General features: G+C 69.9%; 17 protein-coding genes. 7 read left to right on the forward strand and 10 right to left on the reverse strand.

What is annotated here, in order from left to right:
• Positions 1-162: 162 nt before the first annotated feature.
• From AB0O53_RS17470 to AB0O53_RS17485, 4 genes are all read right to left on the reverse strand, one after another.
• Positions 163-1,449: a sugar ABC transporter permease gene (locus AB0O53_RS17470; RefSeq protein ID WP_403140743.1), complete on the reverse strand. Its 1,287-nt coding sequence runs from the start codon at positions 1,447-1,449 to the stop codon at positions 163-165.
• A gap of 26 nt (positions 1,450-1,475) precedes the next feature.
• Positions 1,476-2,264 (reverse strand): ATP-binding cassette domain-containing protein, encoded by a 789-nt coding sequence (locus tag AB0O53_RS17475; RefSeq protein WP_350993915.1) that lies wholly within the window; start codon positions 2,262-2,264, stop codon positions 1,476-1,478.
• 162 nt (positions 2,265-2,426) lie between these two features.
• Positions 2,427-3,539 (reverse strand): sugar ABC transporter substrate-binding protein, encoded by a 1,113-nt coding sequence (locus AB0O53_RS17480; RefSeq protein ID WP_350993917.1) that lies wholly within the window; start codon positions 3,537-3,539, stop codon positions 2,427-2,429.
• 117 nt (positions 3,540-3,656) lie between these two features.
• Positions 3,657-4,871: an ROK family transcriptional regulator gene (locus AB0O53_RS17485; protein ID WP_031151165.1), complete on the reverse strand. Its 1,215-nt coding sequence runs from the start codon at positions 4,869-4,871 to the stop codon at positions 3,657-3,659.
• Positions 4,872-5,468: 597 nt separating this feature from the next.
• Between AB0O53_RS17485 and mgtA the strand changes: the two genes are divergently transcribed.
• Positions 5,469-8,189 (forward strand): magnesium-translocating P-type ATPase, encoded by a 2,721-nt coding sequence (gene mgtA / locus AB0O53_RS17490; RefSeq protein ID WP_350993920.1) that lies wholly within the window; start codon positions 5,469-5,471, stop codon positions 8,187-8,189.
• 18 nt (positions 8,190-8,207) lie between these two features.
• Complete coding sequence (locus AB0O53_RS17495) at positions 8,208-8,921, forward strand: MgtC/SapB family protein (protein WP_350993922.1); 714 nt, start codon at positions 8,208-8,210, stop codon at positions 8,919-8,921.
• Positions 8,922-9,364: 443 nt separating this feature from the next.
• On the opposite strand, the gene AB0O53_RS17500 is transcribed toward AB0O53_RS17495, so the two are convergent.
• From AB0O53_RS17500 to acnA, 5 genes are all read right to left on the reverse strand, one after another.
• Complete coding sequence (locus AB0O53_RS17500) at positions 9,365-9,637, reverse strand: hypothetical protein (RefSeq protein WP_365196471.1); 273 nt, start codon at positions 9,635-9,637, stop codon at positions 9,365-9,367.
• Between the two features lie 364 nt (positions 9,638-10,001).
• Positions 10,002-10,928: a carbohydrate ABC transporter permease gene (locus AB0O53_RS17505; protein WP_350993924.1), complete on the reverse strand. Its 927-nt coding sequence runs from the start codon at positions 10,926-10,928 to the stop codon at positions 10,002-10,004.
• A 13-nt stretch (positions 10,929-10,941) separates the two neighbouring features.
• The gene (locus AB0O53_RS17510) at positions 10,942-11,886 is read right to left on the reverse strand and encodes a carbohydrate ABC transporter permease (protein ID WP_350993925.1); all 945 of its coding nucleotides are present in this window, start codon (positions 11,884-11,886) and stop codon (positions 10,942-10,944) included.
• 42 nt (positions 11,887-11,928) lie between these two features.
• Complete coding sequence (gene ngcE / locus AB0O53_RS17515) at positions 11,929-13,353, reverse strand: N-acetylglucosamine/diacetylchitobiose ABC transporter substrate-binding protein (RefSeq protein ID WP_403140740.1); 1,425 nt, start codon at positions 13,351-13,353, stop codon at positions 11,929-11,931.
• A gap of 325 nt (positions 13,354-13,678) precedes the next feature.
• Positions 13,679-16,393: an aconitate hydratase AcnA gene (gene acnA / locus AB0O53_RS17520; RefSeq protein ID WP_350994169.1), complete on the reverse strand. Its 2,715-nt coding sequence runs from the start codon at positions 16,391-16,393 to the stop codon at positions 13,679-13,681.
• Positions 16,394-16,722: 329 nt separating this feature from the next.
• Between acnA and AB0O53_RS17525 the strand changes: the two genes are divergently transcribed.
• Complete coding sequence (locus tag AB0O53_RS17525; RefSeq protein WP_435886656.1) at positions 16,723-17,670, forward strand: transglutaminase domain-containing protein; 948 nt, start codon at positions 16,723-16,725, stop codon at positions 17,668-17,670.
• 52 nt (positions 17,671-17,722) lie between these two features.
• On the opposite strand, the gene AB0O53_RS17530 is transcribed toward AB0O53_RS17525, so the two are convergent.
• A complete protein-coding gene (locus tag AB0O53_RS17530) occupies positions 17,723-18,586 on the reverse strand; it encodes a haloalkane dehalogenase (protein WP_365196476.1) in 864 nt (287 codons plus the stop codon).
• Positions 18,587-18,682: 96 nt separating this feature from the next.
• Between AB0O53_RS17530 and AB0O53_RS17535 the strand changes: the two genes are divergently transcribed.
• From AB0O53_RS17535 to AB0O53_RS17550, 4 genes are all read left to right on the forward strand, one after another.
• On the forward strand, positions 18,683-19,171 hold the full coding sequence (locus AB0O53_RS17535; protein WP_350993930.1) for a MarR family winged helix-turn-helix transcriptional regulator: 489 nt from the start codon (positions 18,683-18,685) through the stop codon (positions 19,169-19,171).
• Positions 19,172-19,294: 123 nt separating this feature from the next.
• A complete protein-coding gene (locus AB0O53_RS17540) occupies positions 19,295-20,824 on the forward strand; it encodes a helix-turn-helix domain-containing protein (protein WP_350993932.1) in 1,530 nt (509 codons plus the stop codon).
• Positions 20,825-20,904: 80 nt separating this feature from the next.
• Positions 20,905-21,066 carry a hypothetical protein gene (locus tag AB0O53_RS17545; RefSeq protein ID WP_350993972.1) on the forward strand — a complete coding sequence of 54 codons (162 nt, stop codon included), beginning with the start codon at positions 20,905-20,907 and terminating at the stop codon, positions 21,064-21,066.
• Positions 21,066-21,671 (forward strand): hypothetical protein, encoded by a 606-nt coding sequence (locus AB0O53_RS17550; RefSeq protein ID WP_350993974.1) that lies wholly within the window; start codon positions 21,066-21,068, stop codon positions 21,669-21,671. Before AB0O53_RS17545 ends, AB0O53_RS17550 begins: the two co-directional genes overlap by 1 nt.
• Positions 21,672-21,695 lie beyond the last annotated feature (24 nt).

Here is a 21,695-nt window from a genome sequence, read left to right on the forward strand (position 1 = left end):
ATGTGCACACCACCGCACGGCCACACATCGCATACGGGCGTATACCCGCACAGGAGTACCCGCATTTGTACGCACGGATGCCCGGCGCCACACGAGGTGGCGCCGGGCACTGTGACCGTTCTTACCGCCGCGGTGCGCACCGGCGGGCAGTCGGGCGCGCGGTCAGGCGCGTCCGGCCGTCTTCTGGGTCTTGCGGGTGACCGAGTCGATCACCACGGTGGCCAGCAGGACCGCGCCGGTGATCATGTACTGGATCGGCGTCGCGATGCCCTCCAGGGCCAGACCGTACTGGATCGAGACGATGACCATGACGCCGAGGAGGGCGTTCCAGGTCCGGCCTCGGCCGCCGAAGAGGCTGGTGCCGCCGATGACGGCCGCCGCGATCACGTTCATCAGCAGGTCGCCGGCGCCGGCGCTCTGGTTGGCCGCCGCGATCTTGGAGGCCCAGAACAGGCCGCCGATGGCGGCGAAGGTGCTGGAGATCGCGAAGACCGTGATCCGGATCCGGGTGACGTTGATGCCGGCGCGGCGGGAGGCCTCGACGCTGCCACCCAGTGCGAAAACGTTTCGCCCGAAGGTCGTGCGGCGCAGCAGGAAGTCCGTGACGACCAGGGCCAGCAGGAAGAGCACCACCGCGAGCGGCAGGCCCTTGTACTGGTTGAACAGCACGGCCGGGCCGAAGGTGCACAGCGCGAGCAGGCCGGTGCGCAGCAGGATCTCGGCGAGCGGCCGGGAGGGCATCCCGGCGGCCTCGCGGCGCCTCGCGTCGAGGAAGGCCGCGAGGAAGTAGCCGGCCACCGCGAGCGCGGCCAGCCCGTAGGCGACGGCCACGTCCGAGAAGAAGTACGTGGTCAGCTGGCCGACCACGCCGTCGGAGTCGATGTTGATCGTGCCGTTGCTGCCGAGGATCTGCAGCATCGCGCCCAGCCAGAAGAGCAGGCCCGACAGGGTGACGGCGAAGGCCGGTGCGCCGACCTTGGCGAAGAAGAAGCCGTGGATGGAGCCGATCAGGGCGCCTCCGACGATGGCCGCGAGGATGGCCAGCCATTCGTTCACGCCGTGGGTGACGGCGAGGACGGCGACGATCGCGCCCGAGACACCGCTGACCGAGCCGACCGAGAGGTCGATCTCACCGAGGAGCAGCACGAAGATGATGCCGATGGCGATCATGCCGGTGCCGGTCATCGTGATCGCGATGTTGGTGAGGTTCTCCGGGGAGAGGAAGTTCGAGTTCAGCCCCTGGAAGATGGACCAGATGACGATGAGGCCGATGACGACCGGGAGGGAGCCCAGGTCGCCCGCCTTCATCTTGCGCTTGAACTCGCCCCAGTAGCCGGCGAGGCCCTCTTCCCTGACCAGCAGGCGGGGGTCGACGGCCGGGATCGCGTCGTGCGCGGCCGCCGGGTTGACCGGGTCGATGTGCTCCTGCGCGACGGCGCCCTTGTCCAGTGGACCGGTGGCAGGGTTCTGGGTGCTCACTTGCCGGCCTCCGAGGTGCGGGCCGCCCGGCGGGTCACGGCGTTGTCCGTGGCACCGGTGATGGCGGAGATGATCTCTTCCTGCGAGGTGTCGGCGACGTTGAAGACACCGTTGTTGCGGCCCAGCCGCAGGACCGCCACCTTGTCGGCGACGGCCTTCACATCGGCCATGTTGTGGCTGATGAGGATGACGGCGTGGCCGCGCTCGCGCAGCCGCTCCACCAGGTCGAGGACCTGGGCGGTCTGCTCGACGCCGAGGGCCGCGGTGGGCTCGTCGAGGATGACGAGCCGGGGCTCGCCCAGCATGGAGCGGGCGATCGCCACGGTCTGGCGCTGACCGCCCGAGAGCGAGGCGATGGGGATCCGGACACTGGGGATCCGGATCGACAGGGTGGTCAGGAGCTCGCGGGCGCGCCGCTCCATCTCCACCTCGTCGAGGACGCCGAACTTCTTGAGCTCCCGGCCGAGGAAGAGGTTGCCGACGACGTCGATGTTGTCGCACAGCGCCAGGTCCTGGTAGACCGTCGCGATGCCCAGGTTCTGGGCGTCGTGGGGCTTGCCGATGGAGACCGGGCGCCCCTCCCACTCGATGACGCCTTCATCGATGGGGTGCACGCCGGCGATCGTCTTGACCAGCGTGGACTTTCCGGCACCGTTGTCGCCGACGAGGGCGACCACTTCACCGGAGTGGATCTCGAGTTCTACGTCGGTGAGGGCCTGAACGGCGCCGAACCGCTTCGAGACCCCTCGCAACGCCAGCACGGGCGCAGCGGACACATGAACCATCTCCTTCGCCGCCTGACCGGCGGGGATGTCGTGCAAAAGAGCAGGAGCGGGACGAATGGGGGAGGAACGTTTCTGCCCGGCGCCCCGCCCGGTGGCGGGGATGGAGGGGTGGGGCGCCGGTCAGGCACGTGGGGCCGCCTCGCGGGGAGGCGACGGGGGCCGCTACTTCAGGCCGGCGGCGGCGCAGGCGGCCGCGTACTTGTCGGTGCAGATCTCGTCGACCGTGTAGACGCCGTCCTTGACGACGGTGTCCTTGATGTTGGCCTTGGTGAGCGAGACGACCGGGATCAGCACGGAGGGGACGCCCTTGGTGGTGGGGCTGTCGACCGTGGAGGTGGTGCCTTCGGGCTTCCCGCCCTTGGCGAGGGCGACGGCCATCTTCGCGGCGGCCTCGGCCTCGGGGGCGTACGGCTTGTAGACGCTCATGAACTGCTCGCCCGCGACGATGCGCTGCACGCCGGCGAGTTCGGCGTCCTGGCCGGTGACGGGGGGCAGCGGGGAGACGCCTGCGGCCTTGAGGGCGGTGATGATGCCGCCGGCCATGCCGTCGTTGGCGGAGTAGACGCCGATGACCTTGTCCTTGCCGAGCGCGGAGAGCGCGGCCGCCATGTTGGTGTTGGCGTTCTCCGGCTTCCACTCGACGGTGTCGTACTCCTTGCCGACGTTCACCTTGCCGTCGAGCTCGGAGTGCGCGCCGGACTTGAAGAGCTTGGCGTTCGGGTCGGTGACCGAACCGTTCATCATGACGATCTGGCCGTCCTTGGCCTTGTCGCCCAGCGCCTCCAGCAGCGCCTTGCCCTGGACCTTGCCGACCTCTTCGTTGTCGAAGGAGGTGTAGGCGTCGATCGGGCCCTCGGCCAGGCGGTCGTAGGAGACGACCGGGATGCCGGCGTCCTTGGCCTTCTTGACCGAGCCGGCGATGGCCTTGGAGTCCACCGCGTCGATGATCAGGACGTCCACCTTGTTGGTGATCATCGTGTCGACCTGGGAGTTCTGCGTGGTCGCGTCCTGCTTGGCGTTGGCGTAGACGACCTCGCCCTTGCCGCCGGTGAGCTCGGCGACCTTCTTCTCGATGAGCGGCTTGTCGAACTTCTCGTAACGCGCGGTCTGGTTCTCCGGCAGGAGCAGACCGACCTTGATCGCGTCGCCCTTGGCAGCGCCGGAGGACTCCTTCGTCTTGTCGCCGGCCTCCTTCGCACTGCCACAGGCGGCGAGGGAAACGGCCATGGCACCGGCGGCAACGGCTACGGCGGCTCTGCGCATACGCGTGTTCATTACTTGAACCTCCCTGACGAGGCCGCTACGCCGCGGCCGAGGTGGATGTGAGTCAACCCCGGCCGCGTTTTGCCGTCAAGGAGTGAATTCTTAACGAGATGACAACGGTGCCATTCGTTATCTACCTGAAGGCAAGACGGCTGGAGCTCGCACTCCACTTCCATGATCTGACAAAAGCGTCGAATCGCCCATCTCGCTCAGCACGAGAGCGAGCGCGCCGAGCACCTCGGCCCGGCCTCCCAGGGACCCCGTCAGCACCGACAACTGCCGGGCCGCGCTGGGGATCGCGTACCTCCCCACTGATTCACGGATGGGGGCCAGGACCAGTTCACCCGCCTCCGCCAGCGAGCCGCCCAGCACCACCCGGCTGGGGTTCAGGAGGTTGCACAGGCTCGCCACCCCGCTGCCGATGTGGCGGCCCACGTCGGTGATCACGCGGCGGCATCCGGGGTCCCCGTCGCGGGCCAGCTCCACCACCCGCTCCATCGTCAACTCCGGCCCGTGGGTGCCCTGGAGCAGCGGCAGGACGTACCGGGCCGCGGCGAAGGTCTCCAGGCAGCCGCGGTTGCCGCAGCGGCAGACCGGGCCCGATTCGTCCAGCGTGATGTGCCCGATCTCGCCCGCCGTGCCGCCCGGGCCGCGGTAGATCTGGCCGTTGATCACCAGGCCGGCGCCGACGCCGCTGGCCACCTTGATGTAGGCCAGGTCCTTCACCCCGCGCCCGCTCCCCCAGACGAGTTCGCCGAGGGCGCCGAGGTTGGCGTCGTTGTCCACGTAGACGGGCACGCCGAGGCGCTGCGAGAGCTCCTGGCGCGGGTTGATCCCCGCCCAGCCCGGCAGGATCGCGGTCGAGCCCAGGGTCCCGGACTCCACGTCGATGGGGCCGGGAACGCCGAGGCCGACGCCGATGACCTTGTCCAGCCCGACCTCTATGCCCGCGATCAGCCGCCCGACCAGTGCTTCCGCCCGGTCGAAGCCGTCCGCCCAGGAGGCGTCGACGTCCAGCGGCTCGGACTCCTCGGCCAGCACCTGGTGGGCGAGGTTGCCGACGGCCACCCGCAGGTGGGTGTGGCCGAAGTCGACGCCGATCACGATGCCCGCGTCACCGCTGAGGGACACGCTCCGTGCCCGCCGGCCGCCGGCCGAGGTGTCGGTGACCTCGACGGTGCCGCCGTCCTTCAGCTCCCGGACGATGTTGGAGACCGTGGCCGCCGACAGTCCGGTGGTACGGGCGATCTCCGCCTGGGTCAGCGACCCCGCGAGCCGCACCGCCCGTACGACCCGTTCGAGATTCGCGCGGTGCAGCGACGACTGCGATCCGGGAGTCTGCACGACTCATCCACTCCTGCCCATTAGCGACGGCAAGCCGTCGCCCCCCGGCCGGGACACATCGCGGCTTCGCGCTCCGAGACCCCGGCGTCTCTCCAACTTGTGAACCTTAAGTCGAGCCTTTACCCCTGCGCACGTCAAGAGGCTGACGCGAGACGAAACGGGCCTACCGGCCGAAAGAGGGAGGGAGCGGCCCACCGGATCGTGTTACGGTCGCTGTGGCGCCGGTCCTCTGCGGCCCTTCCGGCCGGACCGGGCGCCTGCCATGTCAGCGCGACGCGAGGAGGTGTTCGGGATGAGTCCCGATCGAAGTCTTCGCAGCGCTCTCTCCGGCTGACCCGCCGTACGACCGACCCGTCGAACGGCCGGCCGACCTTTCCACGAGTGCGCACGGCAGCGGTGTCCCGCTGATCCCGTGCGCTGCTGCGTTCCTCTCGCGTTCCTCACCTTCCGCATGACCGGACGGCTCCGTCCGGCGTGCGCCATCCCTTTGCGTCGGCATCGCCGACGGCCCGCGCGGCCGCCGCACGCCGACTCCTGATCACTCCACGTGACCGTGCGGCTCCGCGCTGCCCGGAACCGTGGAGGGAGGTATGTGCCATGACCATGCTCACCCCCCGTACCCCGGCCAAGCTCGCGCCGCCGGGCCGGTCCCGCCGCGAGCGCAGGGCCGCCGAGCTGGAGTCCCGTACCCGGCTCGTCGGCGAGCACCTCGCGGACCTCAGCGCCGCCCCGGGCGTACGGGCCCTGCAGTCCGTGGACGCGTCCGCGGCCGGCCTCACCCACGCCGAGGCCGCACTGCGCCTGGAGCGCCACGGCGCCAACGTCGTCGCCCACGAGCGCGCCCCGCGCTGGTACGTCCAGTTGGCGAAGGCCTTCCGCAACCCCTTCATCGCCGTCCTGGTCTTCCTGGCCGCCATCATGTACTGGCAGGACCCGGCGGACCCGGGCGTCGTCATCCTCTCCGTGATGGTGGGGATCAGCGGGCTGCTGCGCTTCTGGCAGGAGTACCGCTCCGGCCGCGCCGCCGACGCCCTCAAGCAGCTGGTCACCACCACCTGCGCGGTCCAGCGGCGGGCCGGCAGCGGCTCCGCCCCCACCACCTTCGAGGTGCCCATGGACCAGGTGGTCCCGGGCGACGTGGTCCGGCTGGCCGCCGGCGACCTGATCCCGGCCGACCTGCGGCTCCTCACCGCCAAGGACCTGATGATCAGCCAGGCCGCGCTCTCCGGCGAGTCCCTGCCGGTGGCCAAGGCCGACACCCGGGCGCCGGACGTGGGCCAGCAGGCCACCAGCGACCCGGTCGAGGCCGACAACCTGGCCCTGATGGGGACCTCGGTCACCTCCGGCACCGCCACCGGCGTCGTCGTCGCCACCGGCGCCGACACCTACTTCGGGTCGATGGCCGGCTCCCTGGTCGGCGAGCGCCCGCAGACCAACTTCGACACCGGCGTGCGCAAGGTCAGCTTCCTGCTGATCCGCTTCATGCTCGTCATGGTCCCGGTCGTCTTCATGATCAACGGCCTGACCAAGGGCGACTGGGACGAGGCCTTCCTCTTCGGCATCGCCGTCGCCGTCGGCCTGACCCCCGAGATGCTCCCGATGGTCGTCTCCGCCAACCTGGCGCGCGGCGCCGTCGCCATGGCCAGGCACAAGGTGGTCGTCAAGCGGCTCAACGCGATCCAGAACCTGGGCGCGATGGACGTGCTCTGCACCGACAAGACCGGCACCCTCACCGAGGACCGGATCGTGCTGGACCGCTACCTGGACGTCCACGGCAACGAGGACGGCGAGGTCCTGGAGTACGGCTACCTCAACGCGCACTTCCAGACGGGCCTGCGCAACCTGATGGACCAGGCGGTCATCGACCGCGTGGGCGAGGGCGAGGAGGTTGTCGTCGACGCACGGTTCTCGATGGTCGACGAGATCCCCTTCGACTTCGCCCGGCGGCGGATGTCCGTGGTCCTGGCCCGCAACGCCCTCGTGGGCGGCTCCGGGCCCGGCGAACACGTCATGATCACCAAGGGTGCGGTCGAAGAGGTCCTGGACCTGTGCACGCACATGACCGACCGCGGCGAGACCGTGGAGCTGACCGAGCAGCTGCGGTGGCACGTCACCCGGATCGCGGAGGACAACAACCGCCGGGGCCTGCGCGTCCTCGCCGTCGCCACCCGCACCGTCGACGTCCCGCGCGACACCTACTCCGTCGCCGACGAGGACGGGCTGACCCTGGTCGGCTTCCTCGCCTTCCTCGACCCGCCGAAGGCCGACGCCGCCCGGGCCCTGGAGGCCCTCGCCGACAAGGGCATCGCGGTGAAGGTCGTCACCGGCGACAACGACCTCGTCGCCGCCCGGGTCTGCGCGGACGTCGGCATCGACGTCGGGACCGTGGTCCTCGGCGCCGAGACCGACGCCCTCGACGACACCGCGCTGCGCGCGCTGGCCGCCCGTACGACCGTCTTCGCCAAGGTCAACCCGGTCCAGAAGGCCCGGATCGTCCGCGCCCTCCAGGCCGAGGGGCACACCGTCGGCTTCCTCGGCGACGGCATCAACGACGCGGCCGCGCTGCGCGACGCCGACGTCGGCATCTCCGTGGACACCGCCGTCGACATCGCCAAGGAGTCCGCGGACATCATCCTGCTGGAGAAGGACCTCACCGTCCTGGAGCAGGGCGTCCTCCAGGGCCGCACCACCTTCGGCAACACGATCAAGTACATCAAGATGACGGCCTCGTCGAACTTCGGCAACGTCTTCTCGGTCCTGGTCGCGAGCGCCTTCATCCCCTTCCAGCCGATGCTCGCGATCATGCTGCTGGTCCAGAACCTGGTCTACGACATCGCCCAGCTGGCCACCCCGTGGGACCGGATGGACGAGGAGTACCTGCGCAGGCCCCGCAACTGGGACGCCAAGGGCATCGGCCGCTTCATGGTCACCATCGGCCCGATCAGCTCGATCTTCGACATCGCGATGTTCCTGATCATGTGGCACGTCTTCGCCGCCAACAGCGAGGCGAGCCAGTCCCTCTTCCAGTCGGGCTGGTTCATCGAGGGCCTGCTCTCGCAGACCCTGATCGTCCACATGATCCGCACCCGGAAGATCCCGTTCATCCAGTCCCGCGCCTCCTGGCCGGTGATGGTCATGACCGTCCTCGCGGTGCTGACCGGGCTCTGGCTGCCCTTCTCCCCGCTGGCGTCCTCGCTGGGCTTCGTCGCCCTGCCGGCGAGCTACTTCCCGTGGCTGATCGGCGTGCTGCTCGCGTACTGCACGCTCACCCAGCTCGTGAAGACCTGGTACATCCGCCGCTTCGGCACCTGGCTGTAGGAGGAGGAGGAACGTCCGATGCTGCTCACCGAATGGCAGATGGCCGCACACCTGGCCGCCGCGCTCGGGCTCGGAGCGGTCATCGGCCTGGAGCGCCAGTGGCGGGCCCGCCTCGCGGGTCTGCGCACCAACGCCCTGGTGGCGGGCGGGGCCGCGCTCTTCGTGCTGCTCTCGCAGTACGGGTTCCTCAGCGCGGTCTCCGAGGTGAACTACGACGGCTCCCGGGTCGCCGCCCAGATCGTCTCCGGGATCGGCTTCCTCGGCGCCGGCGTGATCATGCGCGACGGCCTGAGCGTGCGCGGGCTGAACACGGCCGCCACCCTGTGGTGCTCGGCGGCCGTGGGCTGCCTGGCCGGCGCGGGCCTGTTCGTCCTGGCCGTCTGCGGCACGGCGGGTGTGGTGGGGGCCAACCTCCTGCTGCGCCCGCTGGGCCGGCGCCTCGACCGCGAGCCGCGCGGCGGGGCCGAGGTGGCCACCGACTACCACTTCGAGGCGGTGTGCCTGGAGGCGGAGGAGGCCCACATCCGCCGCCGGCTGGTGGACGCGCTGGGCCGGCCGGGCTACCAGCTGCGCTCGATCCGCAGCCAGGACGGCCCGGCGGCCGGCCGGGTGACCGTGTCCGCGCTGCTGACTGCCGAGGGCACGCAGGGCCGGGCGCTGGAGGAGGCGGTCAGCAGCCTCTCGCTGGACCCGTCGGTGTCGGCGGTCAGCTGGTCGGTGGTCCCCTCATGAGGCGGCCCCGAAGAATGAATTGAACACGTTCAGCCCGGCTGGCACTATGGATCCAGGATTCGCCGGCCGGGCTGATGCGTCGTTCCACCCTGCCACGACGGGGGGTTGAGCATGCGTCAGAAACGGTCGTACGGCCGCGTGCTGGTGGTCTCGACGCTGGTGGGATGCCTGGAGGTCGTCCTGACGATCGTGGTGGTCCTGGTGTACGTGCAGACGCAGCCACCGCAGGACGAGCCTCCCGACTGGGTGACCATCGGGGGGTCCCTGGTCGCCACCATGCCCCTCGTCGGTTTCATCGCGTTCGTGCTGTCGCTGGTCTTCGTCGTGCCGGCCGTCGCACTGGCCGACCTGATCGTCCGGGGACTCGGCGGGCGCGCGGCGTGGTGGGCGGCGGTGGCCTCCCCTCCGGCGGTGGCCGCCCTGCTGGCGGCGCCCGTCCTGATCTACGCCACGCACAACGACACGGAGACGGAGTCCACGCTGCTCTTCTGGGCCTCGGCCACGGCCCTGCTCTCCCTGGGGGCGTTGATCGCCCTCCCCCTCGGCGATGGCCTGGTGCGGCGGGTGGCGCTGTGGGGCGCGGCGGCGGTGGTGGGGACCGCGGTGTTCGGCGCGCTCGGACTCGCGGTCGGCCTCGCGTACGAGCCGCCGAGGATCGGGCCGCAGACCATGCCGGGCACCTGGATCGACGAGACGCGCGGGACACTGGTCTTCACCGCCGACGGCCGGGTCGAGGCCTCCGGCGTGGGCGTGCACCGCCGCGGAGACCGCCCCGGCGAGCCCTATCGACGGTGCTCGGGCTCCGGCACCTGGTTCTACGAACCGGGGCACGACGTGTGGTCGCAGAGGGTCCGCGTGGAGATCCCCGTGTGCCACTGGCAGGCCTGGCACGTCGACGGCACCGGGCAGGAGCCCCGGATCAGCCAGGAGGTCGGCGACCCGGGGTCCGGGCTGCTGTACAAGCTGCGGAAGGCCTCGGACCGCACCTCGCGCGGCACCGGAGGCGGGCCGGCCGCCTCCGGGCCGGCGCCGTGCCGCCGGGGCGCCTCCGCCGGGGCCGCCGGGGCCGCCGGGGTGCCGCTACTTCAGCGTCGCCGAGGTCAGGCCCGCCTGGATCTGCCGCTGGAAGGAGAGGTAGACGACCAGCATCGGGATCATCGCGATGGTCACGCCGGCGAAGAGCACGGGCAGGTCGGTCTCGTAGCCCTGCTGCTGCTGGAGCTGGATCAGGCCCTGGGTGAGCAGGTAGCGCTCGGGGTCGGATCCGGTCTGGGGCTGCATCAGCACGGAGGGCAGGATGTACTGGTTCCACTGGCCCAGGACGTTGAAGATCCCGACGCTGATCAGGCCGGGCTTGGCCATCGGCACCATCACCTGGAAGAAGATCCGGGTGTCGGAGGCTCCGTCGATCACCGCCGCCTCGTGCACCGCCGTCGGCAGGGTGCGGAAGAACGAGTGCATGAAGAAGACGGTGAACGGCATCGAGTACGCCACGTACACGAGGATCAGGCCCTGGTAGGTGTTCAGCATGTCGAACCGCTTGACCATGAAGAACAGCGGGACGAGCGCGAGGAAGACGGGGAACATCGCCCCGCTGACGAAGAAGTAGTAGATGAACCGGTTGCCCGGGAAGGGGTAGCGGGCCAGGACGTACGCCGCCATCGAGCCGAGCAGCATCGTCAGCGGGACCGAGAACACCATCACGATGAGGGTGTTGGCGAAGTAGTCGCCGATGCCCTTGTCCCAGGCCCGCCCGAAGGCATCCAGGTTCCAGTTGGAGGGCCAGCTGAGGGCCGAGCCGCCGATCTGCGCGTCGGTCTTGAAGGAGCCGAGCGCCAGCCAGATCAGGGGCAGCACGATCAGGACGGCCCACAGCACGAGGAAGCCGTGGGAGAAGACGTTGAGGACCATGCCCTCGGAGCGTCCGGCGCCCTGTTCTCCGCTCGTGCCGGCTCCGCCGGACCGCTCCGCGGCGGATTCGCCCGGAGCCTTGATCACTGTGGTCATGACGGTCTCCGGCTCAGAACTCGATGCGCTCGCGGCGGGTGGCGCGCAGCGTGATGACGGAAAGGATCATGGTGAGGACGAGCATGACCACACCCATGGCGCAGGCGTAGCCGCTCTTGCCGAAGTAGAGGAAGTTCCTCATCAGCACCGTGGCCATGACCTCGCTGTGATGGTCGGGGCCGCCGCCGAACTGGCCGGAGGTCATGGTCGACACCAGGACGAACATGTCCATCGCGGCGATGCCCAGATAGACCGCGGAGGTCTGCACGGAGTCCCACAGCAGGGGCAGGGTGACCCGGAAGAAGGTCTGGGCGCGGCCCGCCCCGTCGAGGAGGGCCGCCTCGTAGATGTCCTTGGGGACGGACTGCATGGCCGCGGAGAACAGGACGAGGTAGAAGCCCACGCCGTGCCAGACCACCACGAGGAGCAGGCACCACAGGACGAGCCTCGGCTCGTTGAGCCATTCGATGGGGTGCATCCGGTCGACGATGCCGAGCCTGATGAGGACGCCGTTGAGCAGGCCGCCCTCGTCGGTGCGGTACACGGCGCCGAAGAGCACCGCGAGGATGGCCAGGGAGAGGACCTGGGGGAAGAAGTAGACGACCTTGTAGAAGCGCGAGCCGGCCACGCCCTGCACCCCGCCGGCCCCGCCCCGCCCGCCCGCGTTCACCATGAAGGCGAAGAAGAGGGCGAGCAGGATGGTGACGACGGGGACGAACACCAGGAGCAGCAGGTTGTTCCAGAGCGCCCCGCGGAAGACCTCGTCCTTCATCAGGGCGGAGTAGTTGTCCATGCCGACGAAGTCGAACGTCGGGGACTGCCCCGTCCAGTTGGTGAAGGAGTAGCCGAACGTCTGTACGTACGGCCAGATGACGAAGGTCAGATACAGCGCGAGGGGTGCGAGGAGGAAGCCGGCGATGAAGCCGGTCCGTCCCCTGCCCCGGACTACTTGGCTCATGGTGTCCGTCCCTGGTGTGCCGGTGACCGGTGGGGCGTGCTGTCAGCTGCGACGGTTGTTCTTGGCGTTGGGATCCTGCGCCGCCTTGTTGACCGCCGCCTGGGCCCGCTTGATCCACTCCTTCGGCTGAATCCGCTTGGCCATCAGCTCGTTGGACGCGTCCTGGATCGCCGTGTCCATCTCGCTGTACCAGTCGGGGTAAAGGTAATTGAAGGTGTTGGTTCCCGCCGCCTTGAGGGCGGTCACCGCCGACTGGGTGCCGGGCCGCAGCTTCACGCTCGGGTCCACGCCGTCCTTGACCACGGTGAGCGAGTTCGCCTGCTGCGCGAAGATCGTCGACCATTCGCGGGACAGCATCGAACGGATGAACTCCAGACCGCCGGGCTTGTTGGCGGCCTTCTCCGGGACGATGAAGGGCTCGCCCGCGCCGGCCCGGATGGCCTCGAAGGGCAGCTTGCTGTCCGCGAGCACCGGGACCGGCAGGAACTGCATGTCGAAGTCGTCGGGCGTCTGCTTGAGCTGCTCGTTCTCCAGCCAGGAGCCGGAGGGGATGAAGGCGGCCTTGTACTGGTTCCAGGCGGTCTGGGACTCGGTGTGGGTCAGGCCGTTCGTCCCCGGGAGGAGCAGGTCCTTCTCGACGACCTCGTAGACCGCCTCGACGGCGGCGAGGGCTGCCGCGTTGCCCTCGAAGGCGTTCGGCTCCAGGTTGTCGATCGCCTTCATGGCGTCCAGACCGCCCTTCTTGGCGATCAGGTCCATGATGACGACGTTGATGTAGTACGGGTACTTGCCCTGGTGGGCGAGGCCGCCGAGGCCGGCCTCCTTGGCCTTGGCGCAGATCGCGAGGAACTCGTCCCAGGTCTTGGGCGGCGTCCAGCCCTTCTCCTTGAAGAGCTTCCCCGAGTACCAGAAGCCGTAGACCGTGTAGACGTAGTTCAGCGAGACGAACTTGCCTCCCTGCGTGCCCTGTTCGATGGTCCCCGCGATGAGCGTGTCGCGGACCTTCTTGGTCGGGTCGTCGAGGGAGGGGGCGTCCAGCACGGGGGTGAGGTCGGCGAGCTGGTTGCTCTTGAAGAGCACGTCCAGCTTGATCTTCTGGGCGCCCGAGTTGTCCACGACGTCCGGCGGGTTGCCGCCGTTGAAGCGGGTCTGCAGCTTTCCGGTGATCTCCTGGGTGCCGAGGTGGGAGCTGGTGGTGCCCCACTTCTTGTCGAAGGCGGCCTCCCATGCCTTCGCGTAGTCGTCGCCGAAGCCGCCCTTGAAGACGACGACGTCCATCTTTCCGCCCTTGGCGACGCCGAAGGGGTTCTCCTTGGACACGGCCCCCTTGTCGGGGCCCTTCGTGGTGTCCTCTCCGCCGGAGGCGCAGGCGGACAGGAAGCTCATCGTCGGCACGCTGATCAGTCCGAGCGCTGCGGAACGCTTGATCAGATCACGGCGGCCGAAGCCCTCACCAGTGGATCCCATGCTCATGTCCTCACCTTCGTCAGGAGTGTGAAGGAGGCCGGAAATCGCGGCAGTTGCCGTGCATGCGGGCGTCACCACAGGTCCCCCCGGCATCCCCCGGCCCGGGACCGCTCATCACGCCAGTGGCCCGGACGGGCACAGGTATAGTCCACTTCCGCTCGGCTGAGCAAGATCGTGCACAAGGATCGTTCCCGGCTTTTCCGAGTTGAGACCTGTCCGTCACATGGGACCACCGCCGCGGAAAAGCGACAAGGGCCGCACCCCCTGGTCGGGGGTACGGCCCTATGGTGCCGACAGACGGCGGATCGCTCCGCCTGGCGCGCCCTTAGCCGCGGATGAGGTTCCGCAGGACGTACTGCATGATGCCGCCGTTGCGGTAGTAGTCGGCCTCACCCGGCGTGTCGATGCGGACGACCGCGTCGAACTCGACACCGGTGTCGGTGGTCACCTTGACGGTGCGCGGGGTGGTGCCGTTGTTCAGCTCCTCCACACCGGTGAAGGAGAAGGTCTCCTCGCCGGTGAGGCCCAGGGAGGCCGCGGAGGCGCCCTCGGGGAACTGCAGGGGCAGGACGCCCATGCCGATCAGGTTGGAGCGGTGGATGCGCTCGTAGGACTCGGCGATGACGGCCTTGACGCCGAGCAGCGCGGTGCCCTTGGCCGCCCAGTCGCGGGAGGAGCCGGAGCCGTACTCCTTGCCGGCCAGGATGACCAGCGGGATGCCGGCGGCCTGGTAGTTCTGCGAGGCGTCGTAGATGAAGGAGACCGGGCCGCCCTCGACGGTGAAGTCGCGGGTGAAGCCGCCCTCGGTGCCCGGCGCGATCTGGTTGCGCAGGCGGATGTTGGCGAACGTACCGCGGATCATGACCTCGTGGTTGCCGCGGCGGGAACCGTACGAGTTGAAGTCGCGGCGCTCGACGCCGTGCTCGGTGAGGTACTTGCCGGCCGGGGTGTCGGCCTTGATCGCACCGGCCGGGGAGATGTGGTCGGTGGTGACCGAGTCGCCCAGCTTCGCCAGCACGCGGGCGCCGGCGATGTCGGAGACCGGGGTGGTCTCCATGGTCATGCCCTCGAAGTAGGGGGGCTTGCGCACGTAGGTGGACTGCGGGTCCCACTCGAAGGTGTTGCCGGTCGGGATCGACAGCGCCTGCCACTGGGCGTCGCCCGCGAAGACGTCGCTGTAGGACTTGCTGAACATGTCCTCGCCGATGGCGTTCGCCACGACGTCGTTGACCTCGGCCTCGGAGGGCCAGATGTCCGCGAGGAAGACCGGCTTGCCGTCGGTGTCGGTGCCGATGGCGTCCTTGGTGATGTCCACCTTCATGGAGCCCGCGATGGCGTACGCGACGACCAGCGGCGGGGAGGCCAGGTAGTTCATCTTGACGTCGGGGTTGATGCGGCCCTCGAAGTTGCGGTTGCCCGAGAGCACCGAGGTGACGGCGAGGTCGGCCTCGTTGATCGCCTTCGAGATCTCCTCATCCAGCGGACCGGAGTTGCCGATGCAGGTGGTGCAGCCGTAGCCGACCAGGTTGAAGCCCAGCTTGTCCAGGTACGGGGTCAGGCCGGCCTTGTCGAAGTAGTCGGTGACGACCTTCGAGCCCGGGGCCAGGGTGGTCTTGACCCACGGCTTGCGGGTCAGGCCCTTCTCGGCCGCCTTCTTGGCCACGAGCGCCGCGGCGACCATGACGTAGGGGTTCGAGGTGTTGGTGCAGGAGGTGATCGCGGCGACGGTGACGGCGCCGTGGTCGATCTCGAAGGAGGTGCCGTCGGCCAGGGTCACCAGGGTGGGCTTGGTGGGCACACCGTTGGAGGACGCCGGGGCGTCGGACGCCGGGAAGGACTCCTTGCCGGCCTCCTCGTCGTCGCTGACGTAGTTGCGCACGTCCACGGCGAACTGCTCGGCGGCGTTGGCGAGGACGATGCGGTCCTGCGGGCGCTTGGGGCCGGCGATGGAGGGGACGACCGTGGAGAGGTCGAGCTCCAGCTTCTCGGAGAAGTCCGGCTCGGCGGCCGGGTCCAGCCACAGGCCCTGCTCCTTGGCGTACGCCTCGACGAGCGCGACCTGCTGCTCGGAGCGGCCGGTCAGGCGCAGGTACTTCAGGGTCTCGCCGTCGATCGGGAAGGTCGCGGCGGTGGAGCCGAACTCCGGCGACATGTTGCCGATGGTGGCGCGGTTCGCGAGGGAGGTGGCGGCGACGCCCTCACCGTAGAACTCGACGAACTTGCCGACGACGCCGTGCTTGCGCAGCATCTCGGTGATGGTCAGCACCAGGTCGGTGGCGGTGGTGCCGGTGGGCAGCTCGCCGGTCAGCTTGAAGCCGACGACGCGCGGGATCAGCATGGAGACCGGCTGGCCGAGCATCGCGGCCTCGGCCTCGATGCCGCCGACGCCCCAGCCCAGCACGCCGAGGCCGTTGACCATGGTGGTGTGCGAGTCGGTGCCGACGAGGGTGTCGGGGTAGGCCTGGCCATTGCGGACCATGACCGTGCGGGCCAGGTGCTCGATGTTGACCTGGTGGACGATGCCGGTGCCCGGGGGGACGACCTTGAAGTCGTCGAAGGCGGTCTGGCCCCAGCGCAGGAACTGGTAGCGCTCCTTGTTGCGGCCGTACTCCAGCTCGACGTTCTGCGCGAAGGCGTCCTTCGTGCCGAACTTGTCGGCGATGACCGAGTGGTCGATGACCATCTCGGCGGGCGAGAGCGGGTTGATCTTCGCCGGGTCGCCGCCGAGGGCCTTCACGGCCTCGCGCATCGTGGCGAGGTCCACGACGCAGGGGACGCCGGTGAAGTCCTGCATGATCACGCGGGCCGGCGTGAACTGGATCTCCTGGCTGGGCTGGGCCTGGGAGTCCCAGCCGCCGAGCGCCCGGATGTGGTCGGCGGTGATGTTCGCGCCGTCCTCCGTGCGGAGCAGGTTCTCCAGCAGCACCTTCAGGCTGTAGGGCAGGCGGGCGGAGCCCTCGACCTTGTCCAGCCGGAAGATCTCGTACGACTCGTCGCCCACCTGCAGCGTGCTGCGGGCGTCGAAGCTGTTCGCCGACACGACAGTCTCCTTCATGCATGAATTCGCGCGTTTACCGCATCCTGCCGCCACGCCCCTTGGCCAATCCGCTAAGGTAAGGCTAAGTTAGGTAACCCTTACCAGCGGGGGCGGCTGCGGTACGCCTTCGGCAGATATCTCGATGTCGAGATAACTCTAGTACATGTCCGGGTGCGGCGACGAGGCACGCACCCGCGCCCGGAGGGGCGAGGGGTCGGGAGGGCGCTTCCGCATGCCCTCATTCGGCTCACGATCAGGCATTGAACGTGTTCAGAATTTCTGTCAGGATGCGTCCAGCCCTCGGGGGGAGGGCCTGACGAGAGGACGCGTCCATGACGAGCTCGCTGCTCAGGCCCCGGGGCCGGACCCGCGCGACAGCCGGTGCGGAGGGTGCGGAGTCCGGGACGATGACGGCCGGGATGGCCGTCGGGTTGGCCGTCGGGGTGTCGGGCGGGGTGAGGGGCGGGGCGGTGCCGGAGGGGAGCACCGCGCCGACCCGGATCCTGGACTGGCGCGACCCGCGGGTCGCCGCACTGGTGCGCGAGCTGGGCCCGGCGGGCCCCCCGGCCCCCTTGGACCCCTTGGCTCCCTTGGCTCCCTTGGACCCCGCGCGGCAGATCGAGGTCCTGCACCGGGCCCATGCCTGGATCTCCGGCGCCGTCCGGCCGGTCTACTCCGTTCAGGACGAGCGGCCCGTGTCGCAGGTGCTGCGCCGGGGGCGGGGGTCGTGCAGCCAGCGGCTGGCCGTACTGGAGGCGGTGGCACGGGCGTACGGGGTACCCACGCGGGTGCGCGGCCTGCTCGTGGACGGCACGTTCTGGTACCCGCGCTTCCCCCGGCTGCGCCGGATCGTCCCGGACCAGGTGCTGCTGGCCTGGCCGGAGTTCCGGCTCGGGAGCCCGGCGGGGTCGGAAGGGGCTCCCGCCCCCGCGTCCTGGCTGACGGTCTCGCAACTCCTCGACGGGATGCGCCCCGGGGGCGGGGCGCAGGGCGGTGCGCAGGCCGGCGGCTTCACCAACGCCGGGTCGGAGACCCTGTTCGAGGCCCTGTCGCGGACGGCGATCGACTGGGACGCGGCGCCGGCCCTCTGCCCGAGTTCGGGCACGGGCACGGGTACGGGCCACGGAGCGGGCGCCGCCTGCGACCTGTCGGCGTACGTCCTGGCCGACCTCGGCCACCACGACTCGCGCGACGAGTTGTTCGCACGGCACGGCCAGACCCTGTGCGGCCTGGCCAGGCTGGTGGCCGAACCGGTCCTGGGCCGCCGCGGCGCGGCGTAGGCCCGGCCCACCCGGTCCGCCCCGTCCGCCCCGTCCATCCCGTCCGCCCCGGTCACTCGGCGAGGGCGTGGCGGGCGGCCCAGGCGTTGACGGCCGCGGCGATCTCCTCGGGGCGGTCCTCCGGGCAGAGGTGGGCCGCGCGCCCGCAGTACTCGCTCTCCAGCGCCGAGATGTTCCGCTCGCACCAGGCGGCCGCGTCGGCGCCGATCATCAGTGCGGGCGAGCCGTCGAAGGTGAGCAGGAGCTTGGGCACTTCGGGGCTGTCGGCCAGCCAGGCGTCGTAGCGCTCGACGACGGCGACGACGTCGGCCGGCTGCCGGGCGATCGGCAGTGAGCGGGCCCACTGCAGCATGGGCAGCCGGCTCTCGCGGGTCGGGTAGGGGGCGCCGTAGACGGCGCGGTCCGTCCCGCTCATGGGGTCGAGCACGGTCTTCAGGATGCTGTCCTCGATGAAGACGTTCCGGTCGAGGACCATCTCCTCCCCCACTCCTGGGGTACGTATCGCCTCGAACCGGGCACGCGCGGCAGGCGGGTACTCCTCCCACCCCATCGGGCGCACGATCGTCTCCATGAAGGCGATCCCGCGAACCCGCCCGGGGTGGCGGGCGGCCCGGTCGAAGGCGAGCGCACCGCCCCAGTCCTGACCGACCAGCACCACCTCGTCGAGCCCGAGGGCGTCGAACCACGCGTCCAGGTAGCGCGCGTGGTCGGCGAAGCGGTACTCCCCGCCCGGCTTCCCGGAGCGGCCCATGCCGATGAGGTCGGGGGCCAGGGTGCGGACCGGGCCCTCGATGCGGGGCAGCACGCCCCGCCAGAGGTGGGAGGAGGTGGGGTTGCCGTGGAGGAAGACGAAGGGCACGCCCTCGCCCCGGTCCTCGTAGTACATCGTGGAGTCGAGTACGTCGATCGTGGGCATCGCAGGCCCCTCCCTCAATCGTTCGGGTGACTAACGTTGGTGGCACAAACGAAGCTAGACCGTTAGTGCCACTAACGCAAGCGGTAGCATCACCCCATGACCACGGGAGAGAACGGGGGCGCGGCCGTCCCCGCGCGACTGCGCGAACTGCCCAGCCGGCTGCTGGGGCAGGCGTCCACCCACGCGCAGCGCCTGGTGACCGACGCCTTGAGTCGGGCAGATGCCCGCAAATGGCACTATGCGGCCATGGTCGCCCTGGAGGAGTCCGGGCCGGCGAGCCAGGCCGCGCTCAGCGAGCGCACCGGCATCCACCGCAGCGACCTGGTCGCCGTCATCAACGAACTCGCCGAGCGCGAACTGGTCGAGCGGGCCCCCGATCCCGACGACCGCAGGCGCAACGTCATCACCCTCACCCCGCTCGGCCGCCGGCGGCTGCGGCGGCTGGAGCAGCTCCTCGACACCGCCCAGGACGAACTCCTGGCCCCCCTGTCGGCGGCGGAGCGCGGGCAGCTCACCCGGCTGCTGGGCCGGATCGTCGAGCACCACGCGTACGGCGGCCCCGCCATGGGACCTGACGGTCAGTAACGCGCGGCAGGGCGCGGCGACACGCGCCCGACGCCCGCCCGACACGCCGCGACACGCCGCTCGACACACCCGTCCGCCCCACCCGGCGCAGGAGTCATCTCATATCTGAGATACGGTGCCCCCATGGCAGACGACTACCTCGTACGCATCGGCAAGCTCATCCGTGACGCCCGGCAGCACCGGGGCTGGACACAGAGTCAGCTCGCCGAAGCCCTCGGCACCAGCCAGAGCGCAGTGAACCGGATCGAGCGCGGCAATCAAAACATCAGCCTTGAGATGATCGCCCGAATCGGTGAAGCTCTCGACAGCGAGATCGTCTCCCTGGGCTACGCCGGCCCCATGCACCTGCGCGTGGTCGGCGGCCGCCGGCTGTCGGGCGCCATCGACGTCAAGACGAGCAAGAACGCATGCGTCGCGCTGCTCTGTGCCTCGCTGCTCAACAAGGGCCGTACGGTCCTGCGGCGGGTGGCCCGCATCGAGGAGGTCTACCGCCTCCTGGAGGTGCTGAACTCCATCGGCGTCCGCAGCCGCTGGATCAACGACGGCGTGGACCTGGAGCTGGTCCCGCCGGCCCGCCTCGACATGGAGGCCATGGACGCGGACGCGGCCCGCCGGACCCGGAGCATCATCATGTTCCTGGGCCCCCTGCTGCACCGCATGGAGACCTTCCGCCTGCCCTACGCGGGCGGCTGCGACCTCGGCACCCGCACCATCGAGCCGCACATGATCGCCCTGCGCCGCTTCGGCCTGGACATCACCGCGACCGAGGGCATCTACCACGCGAAGGTCGCGGCCGGGGTCTCCCCCGACCGCCCGATCGTGCTGACCGAGCGCGGGGACACGGTCACCGAGAACGCGCTGCTGGCGGCCGCCCGGCACGACGGCGTCACCGTCATCCGCAACGCCTCCTCCAACTACATGGTCCAGGACCTGTGCTTCTTCCTGGAGGCACTGGGCGTCAAGGTCGAGGGCGTCGGCACCACCACGCTCACCGTCCACGGCGTCCCGAACATCGACGTGGACGTGGACTACTCCCCCTCCGAGGACCCGGTCGAGGCGATGAGCCTGCTGGCCGCCGCGGTCGTGACGGAGTCGGAGCTGACGATCCGCCGGGTGCCGATCGAGTTCATGGAGATCGAGCTCGCGGTACTGGAGGAGATGGGCCTCGACCACGACCGCTCGGCGGAGTACGCGGCGGACAACGGCCGCACCCGCCTCGTCGACCTCACGGTCCGCCCCTCGAAGCTGGAGGCGCCGATCGACAAGATCCACCCGATGCCCTTCCCCGGGCTGAACATCGACAACGTCCCCTTCTTCGCGGCCATCGCGGCCGTCGCCCAGGGCCAGACCCTCATCCACGACTGGGTGTACGACAACCGCGCCATCTACCTGACGGACCTGAACCGCCTGGGCGGCCGCCTCCAGCTGCTGGACCCCCACCGCGTCCTGGTCGAGGGCCCCACCCGCTGGCGCGCGGCGGAGATGATGTGCCCGCCGGCCCTCCGCCCGGCGGTGGTCGTGCTCCTGGCGATGATGGCGGCCGAGGGCACCTCGGTCCTGCGCAACGTCTACGTCATCAACCGCGGCTACGAGGAACTGGCCGAACGCCTCAACTCGGTGGGCGCCCAGATCGAGATCTTCAGGGACATCTGAGCCGGTCCGTGGGTCGGGGCCCGGTCAACTGCCGGGCCCCGTGCGGAGAAGGCGCAGGTCACCGCCGTTAGACTCGGCCCATGGGGGATTTCGCGAGCAGGGGCCGCACGGTCCTGTGCAAATGGTGCAACCGGCAGCTTCCGCAGGAGCGGCGCTGGTTCCCGAGCCAGTACTGCAACCGCCGGCACAAGTGGCGGCACCGGCTCACGGAGATGTTCGGCAGCCTCCTCGACAGCGTCTGATGGGCCGCGCCGAGGACCGGGGTGACCCCTCCGGCGCGTCCCGGGCGGCGCGGCTGGTCACCGACGGGCTCGATCCCAAGACCTGGATCATCGCCGACAGCGTGCTCGTCGGCTGGCACACCGCCGGCCTCGCGGGGGTCGGATGGGGGCTGCTCGGCTGTCTGTTCGCCGCCGGCATCCCGCTGGCCTTCATCACGTACGGGATCCGCCGGGGCCGTTGGGCCGATCGGCACGTCGGGCCACGGCCGCAGCGCATCCTCGTGATGGCCTTCGCCAGCGCGTCGGTCGCCACCGGCACCCTGCTGATGTGGGCCTTCGGCGCTCCCCGGACGATGATCGCGCTGATCGCGGCGATGCTGCTGACCCTGGCGGCCCTCCTCGCCGTCACCCCCGCGTGGAAGATCAGTGTGCACGCGGGCGTGTCCTGCGGGAGCGTGGCCATGCTCGCCCTGACGTACGGGGCCTGGGTGCTCCTCGCCTGCCCGGTGGTCGCCCTCGTCGGCTGGTCCCGGGTGCGGCTCCGTGACCACACCCCCGCCCAGGTCCTCGCGGGCGCGGCGCTGGGCGGGGCCGTCGCGGCCGCCACGTTCGCGCTGGCCCGGTAGGGGCGGGCACGGGGTGCGGGGGTG

It is taken from the genome of Streptomyces erythrochromogenes, from assembly GCF_040684695.1.
GTDB classification, from domain to species: domain Bacteria; phylum Actinomycetota; class Actinomycetes; order Streptomycetales; family Streptomycetaceae; genus Streptomyces; species Streptomyces erythrochromogenes_C.

Bases quoted from the DNA above. Each gene is read 5' to 3' on its own strand.
- AB0O53_RS17505 (WP_350993924.1), bottom strand. From the start codon at position 10,928: ATGACCACAGTGATCAAGGCTCCGGGCGAATCCGCCGCGGAGCGGTCC.
- mgtA (WP_350993920.1), top strand. From the start codon at position 5,469: ATGACCATGCTCACCCCCCGTACCCCGGCCAAGCTCGCGCCGCCGGGC.
- AB0O53_RS17495 (WP_350993922.1), top strand. From the start codon at position 8,208: ATGCTGCTCACCGAATGGCAGATGGCCGCACACCTGGCCGCCGCGCTC.
- AB0O53_RS17510 (WP_350993925.1), bottom strand. From the start codon at position 11,886: ATGAGCCAAGTAGTCCGGGGCAGGGGACGGACCGGCTTCATCGCCGGC.
- ngcE (WP_403140740.1), bottom strand. From the start codon at position 13,353: ATGGGATCCACTGGTGAGGGCTTCGGCCGCCGTGATCTGATCAAGCGT.
- AB0O53_RS17530 (WP_365196476.1), bottom strand. From the start codon at position 18,586: ATGCCCACGATCGACGTACTCGACTCCACGATGTACTACGAGGACCGG.
- AB0O53_RS17540 (WP_350993932.1), top strand. From the start codon at position 19,295: ATGGCAGACGACTACCTCGTACGCATCGGCAAGCTCATCCGTGACGCC.
- AB0O53_RS17480 (WP_350993917.1), bottom strand. From the start codon at position 3,539: ATGAACACGCGTATGCGCAGAGCCGCCGTAGCCGTTGCCGCCGGTGCC.
- AB0O53_RS17475 (WP_350993915.1), bottom strand. From the start codon at position 2,264: ATGGTTCATGTGTCCGCTGCGCCCGTGCTGGCGTTGCGAGGGGTCTCG.
- AB0O53_RS17550 (WP_350993974.1), top strand. From the start codon at position 21,066: ATGGGCCGCGCCGAGGACCGGGGTGACCCCTCCGGCGCGTCCCGGGCG.
- AB0O53_RS17545 (WP_350993972.1), top strand. From the start codon at position 20,905: ATGGGGGATTTCGCGAGCAGGGGCCGCACGGTCCTGTGCAAATGGTGC.
- AB0O53_RS17535 (WP_350993930.1), top strand. From the start codon at position 18,683: ATGACCACGGGAGAGAACGGGGGCGCGGCCGTCCCCGCGCGACTGCGC.
- AB0O53_RS17525 (WP_435886656.1), top strand. From the start codon at position 16,723: ATGACGAGCTCGCTGCTCAGGCCCCGGGGCCGGACCCGCGCGACAGCC.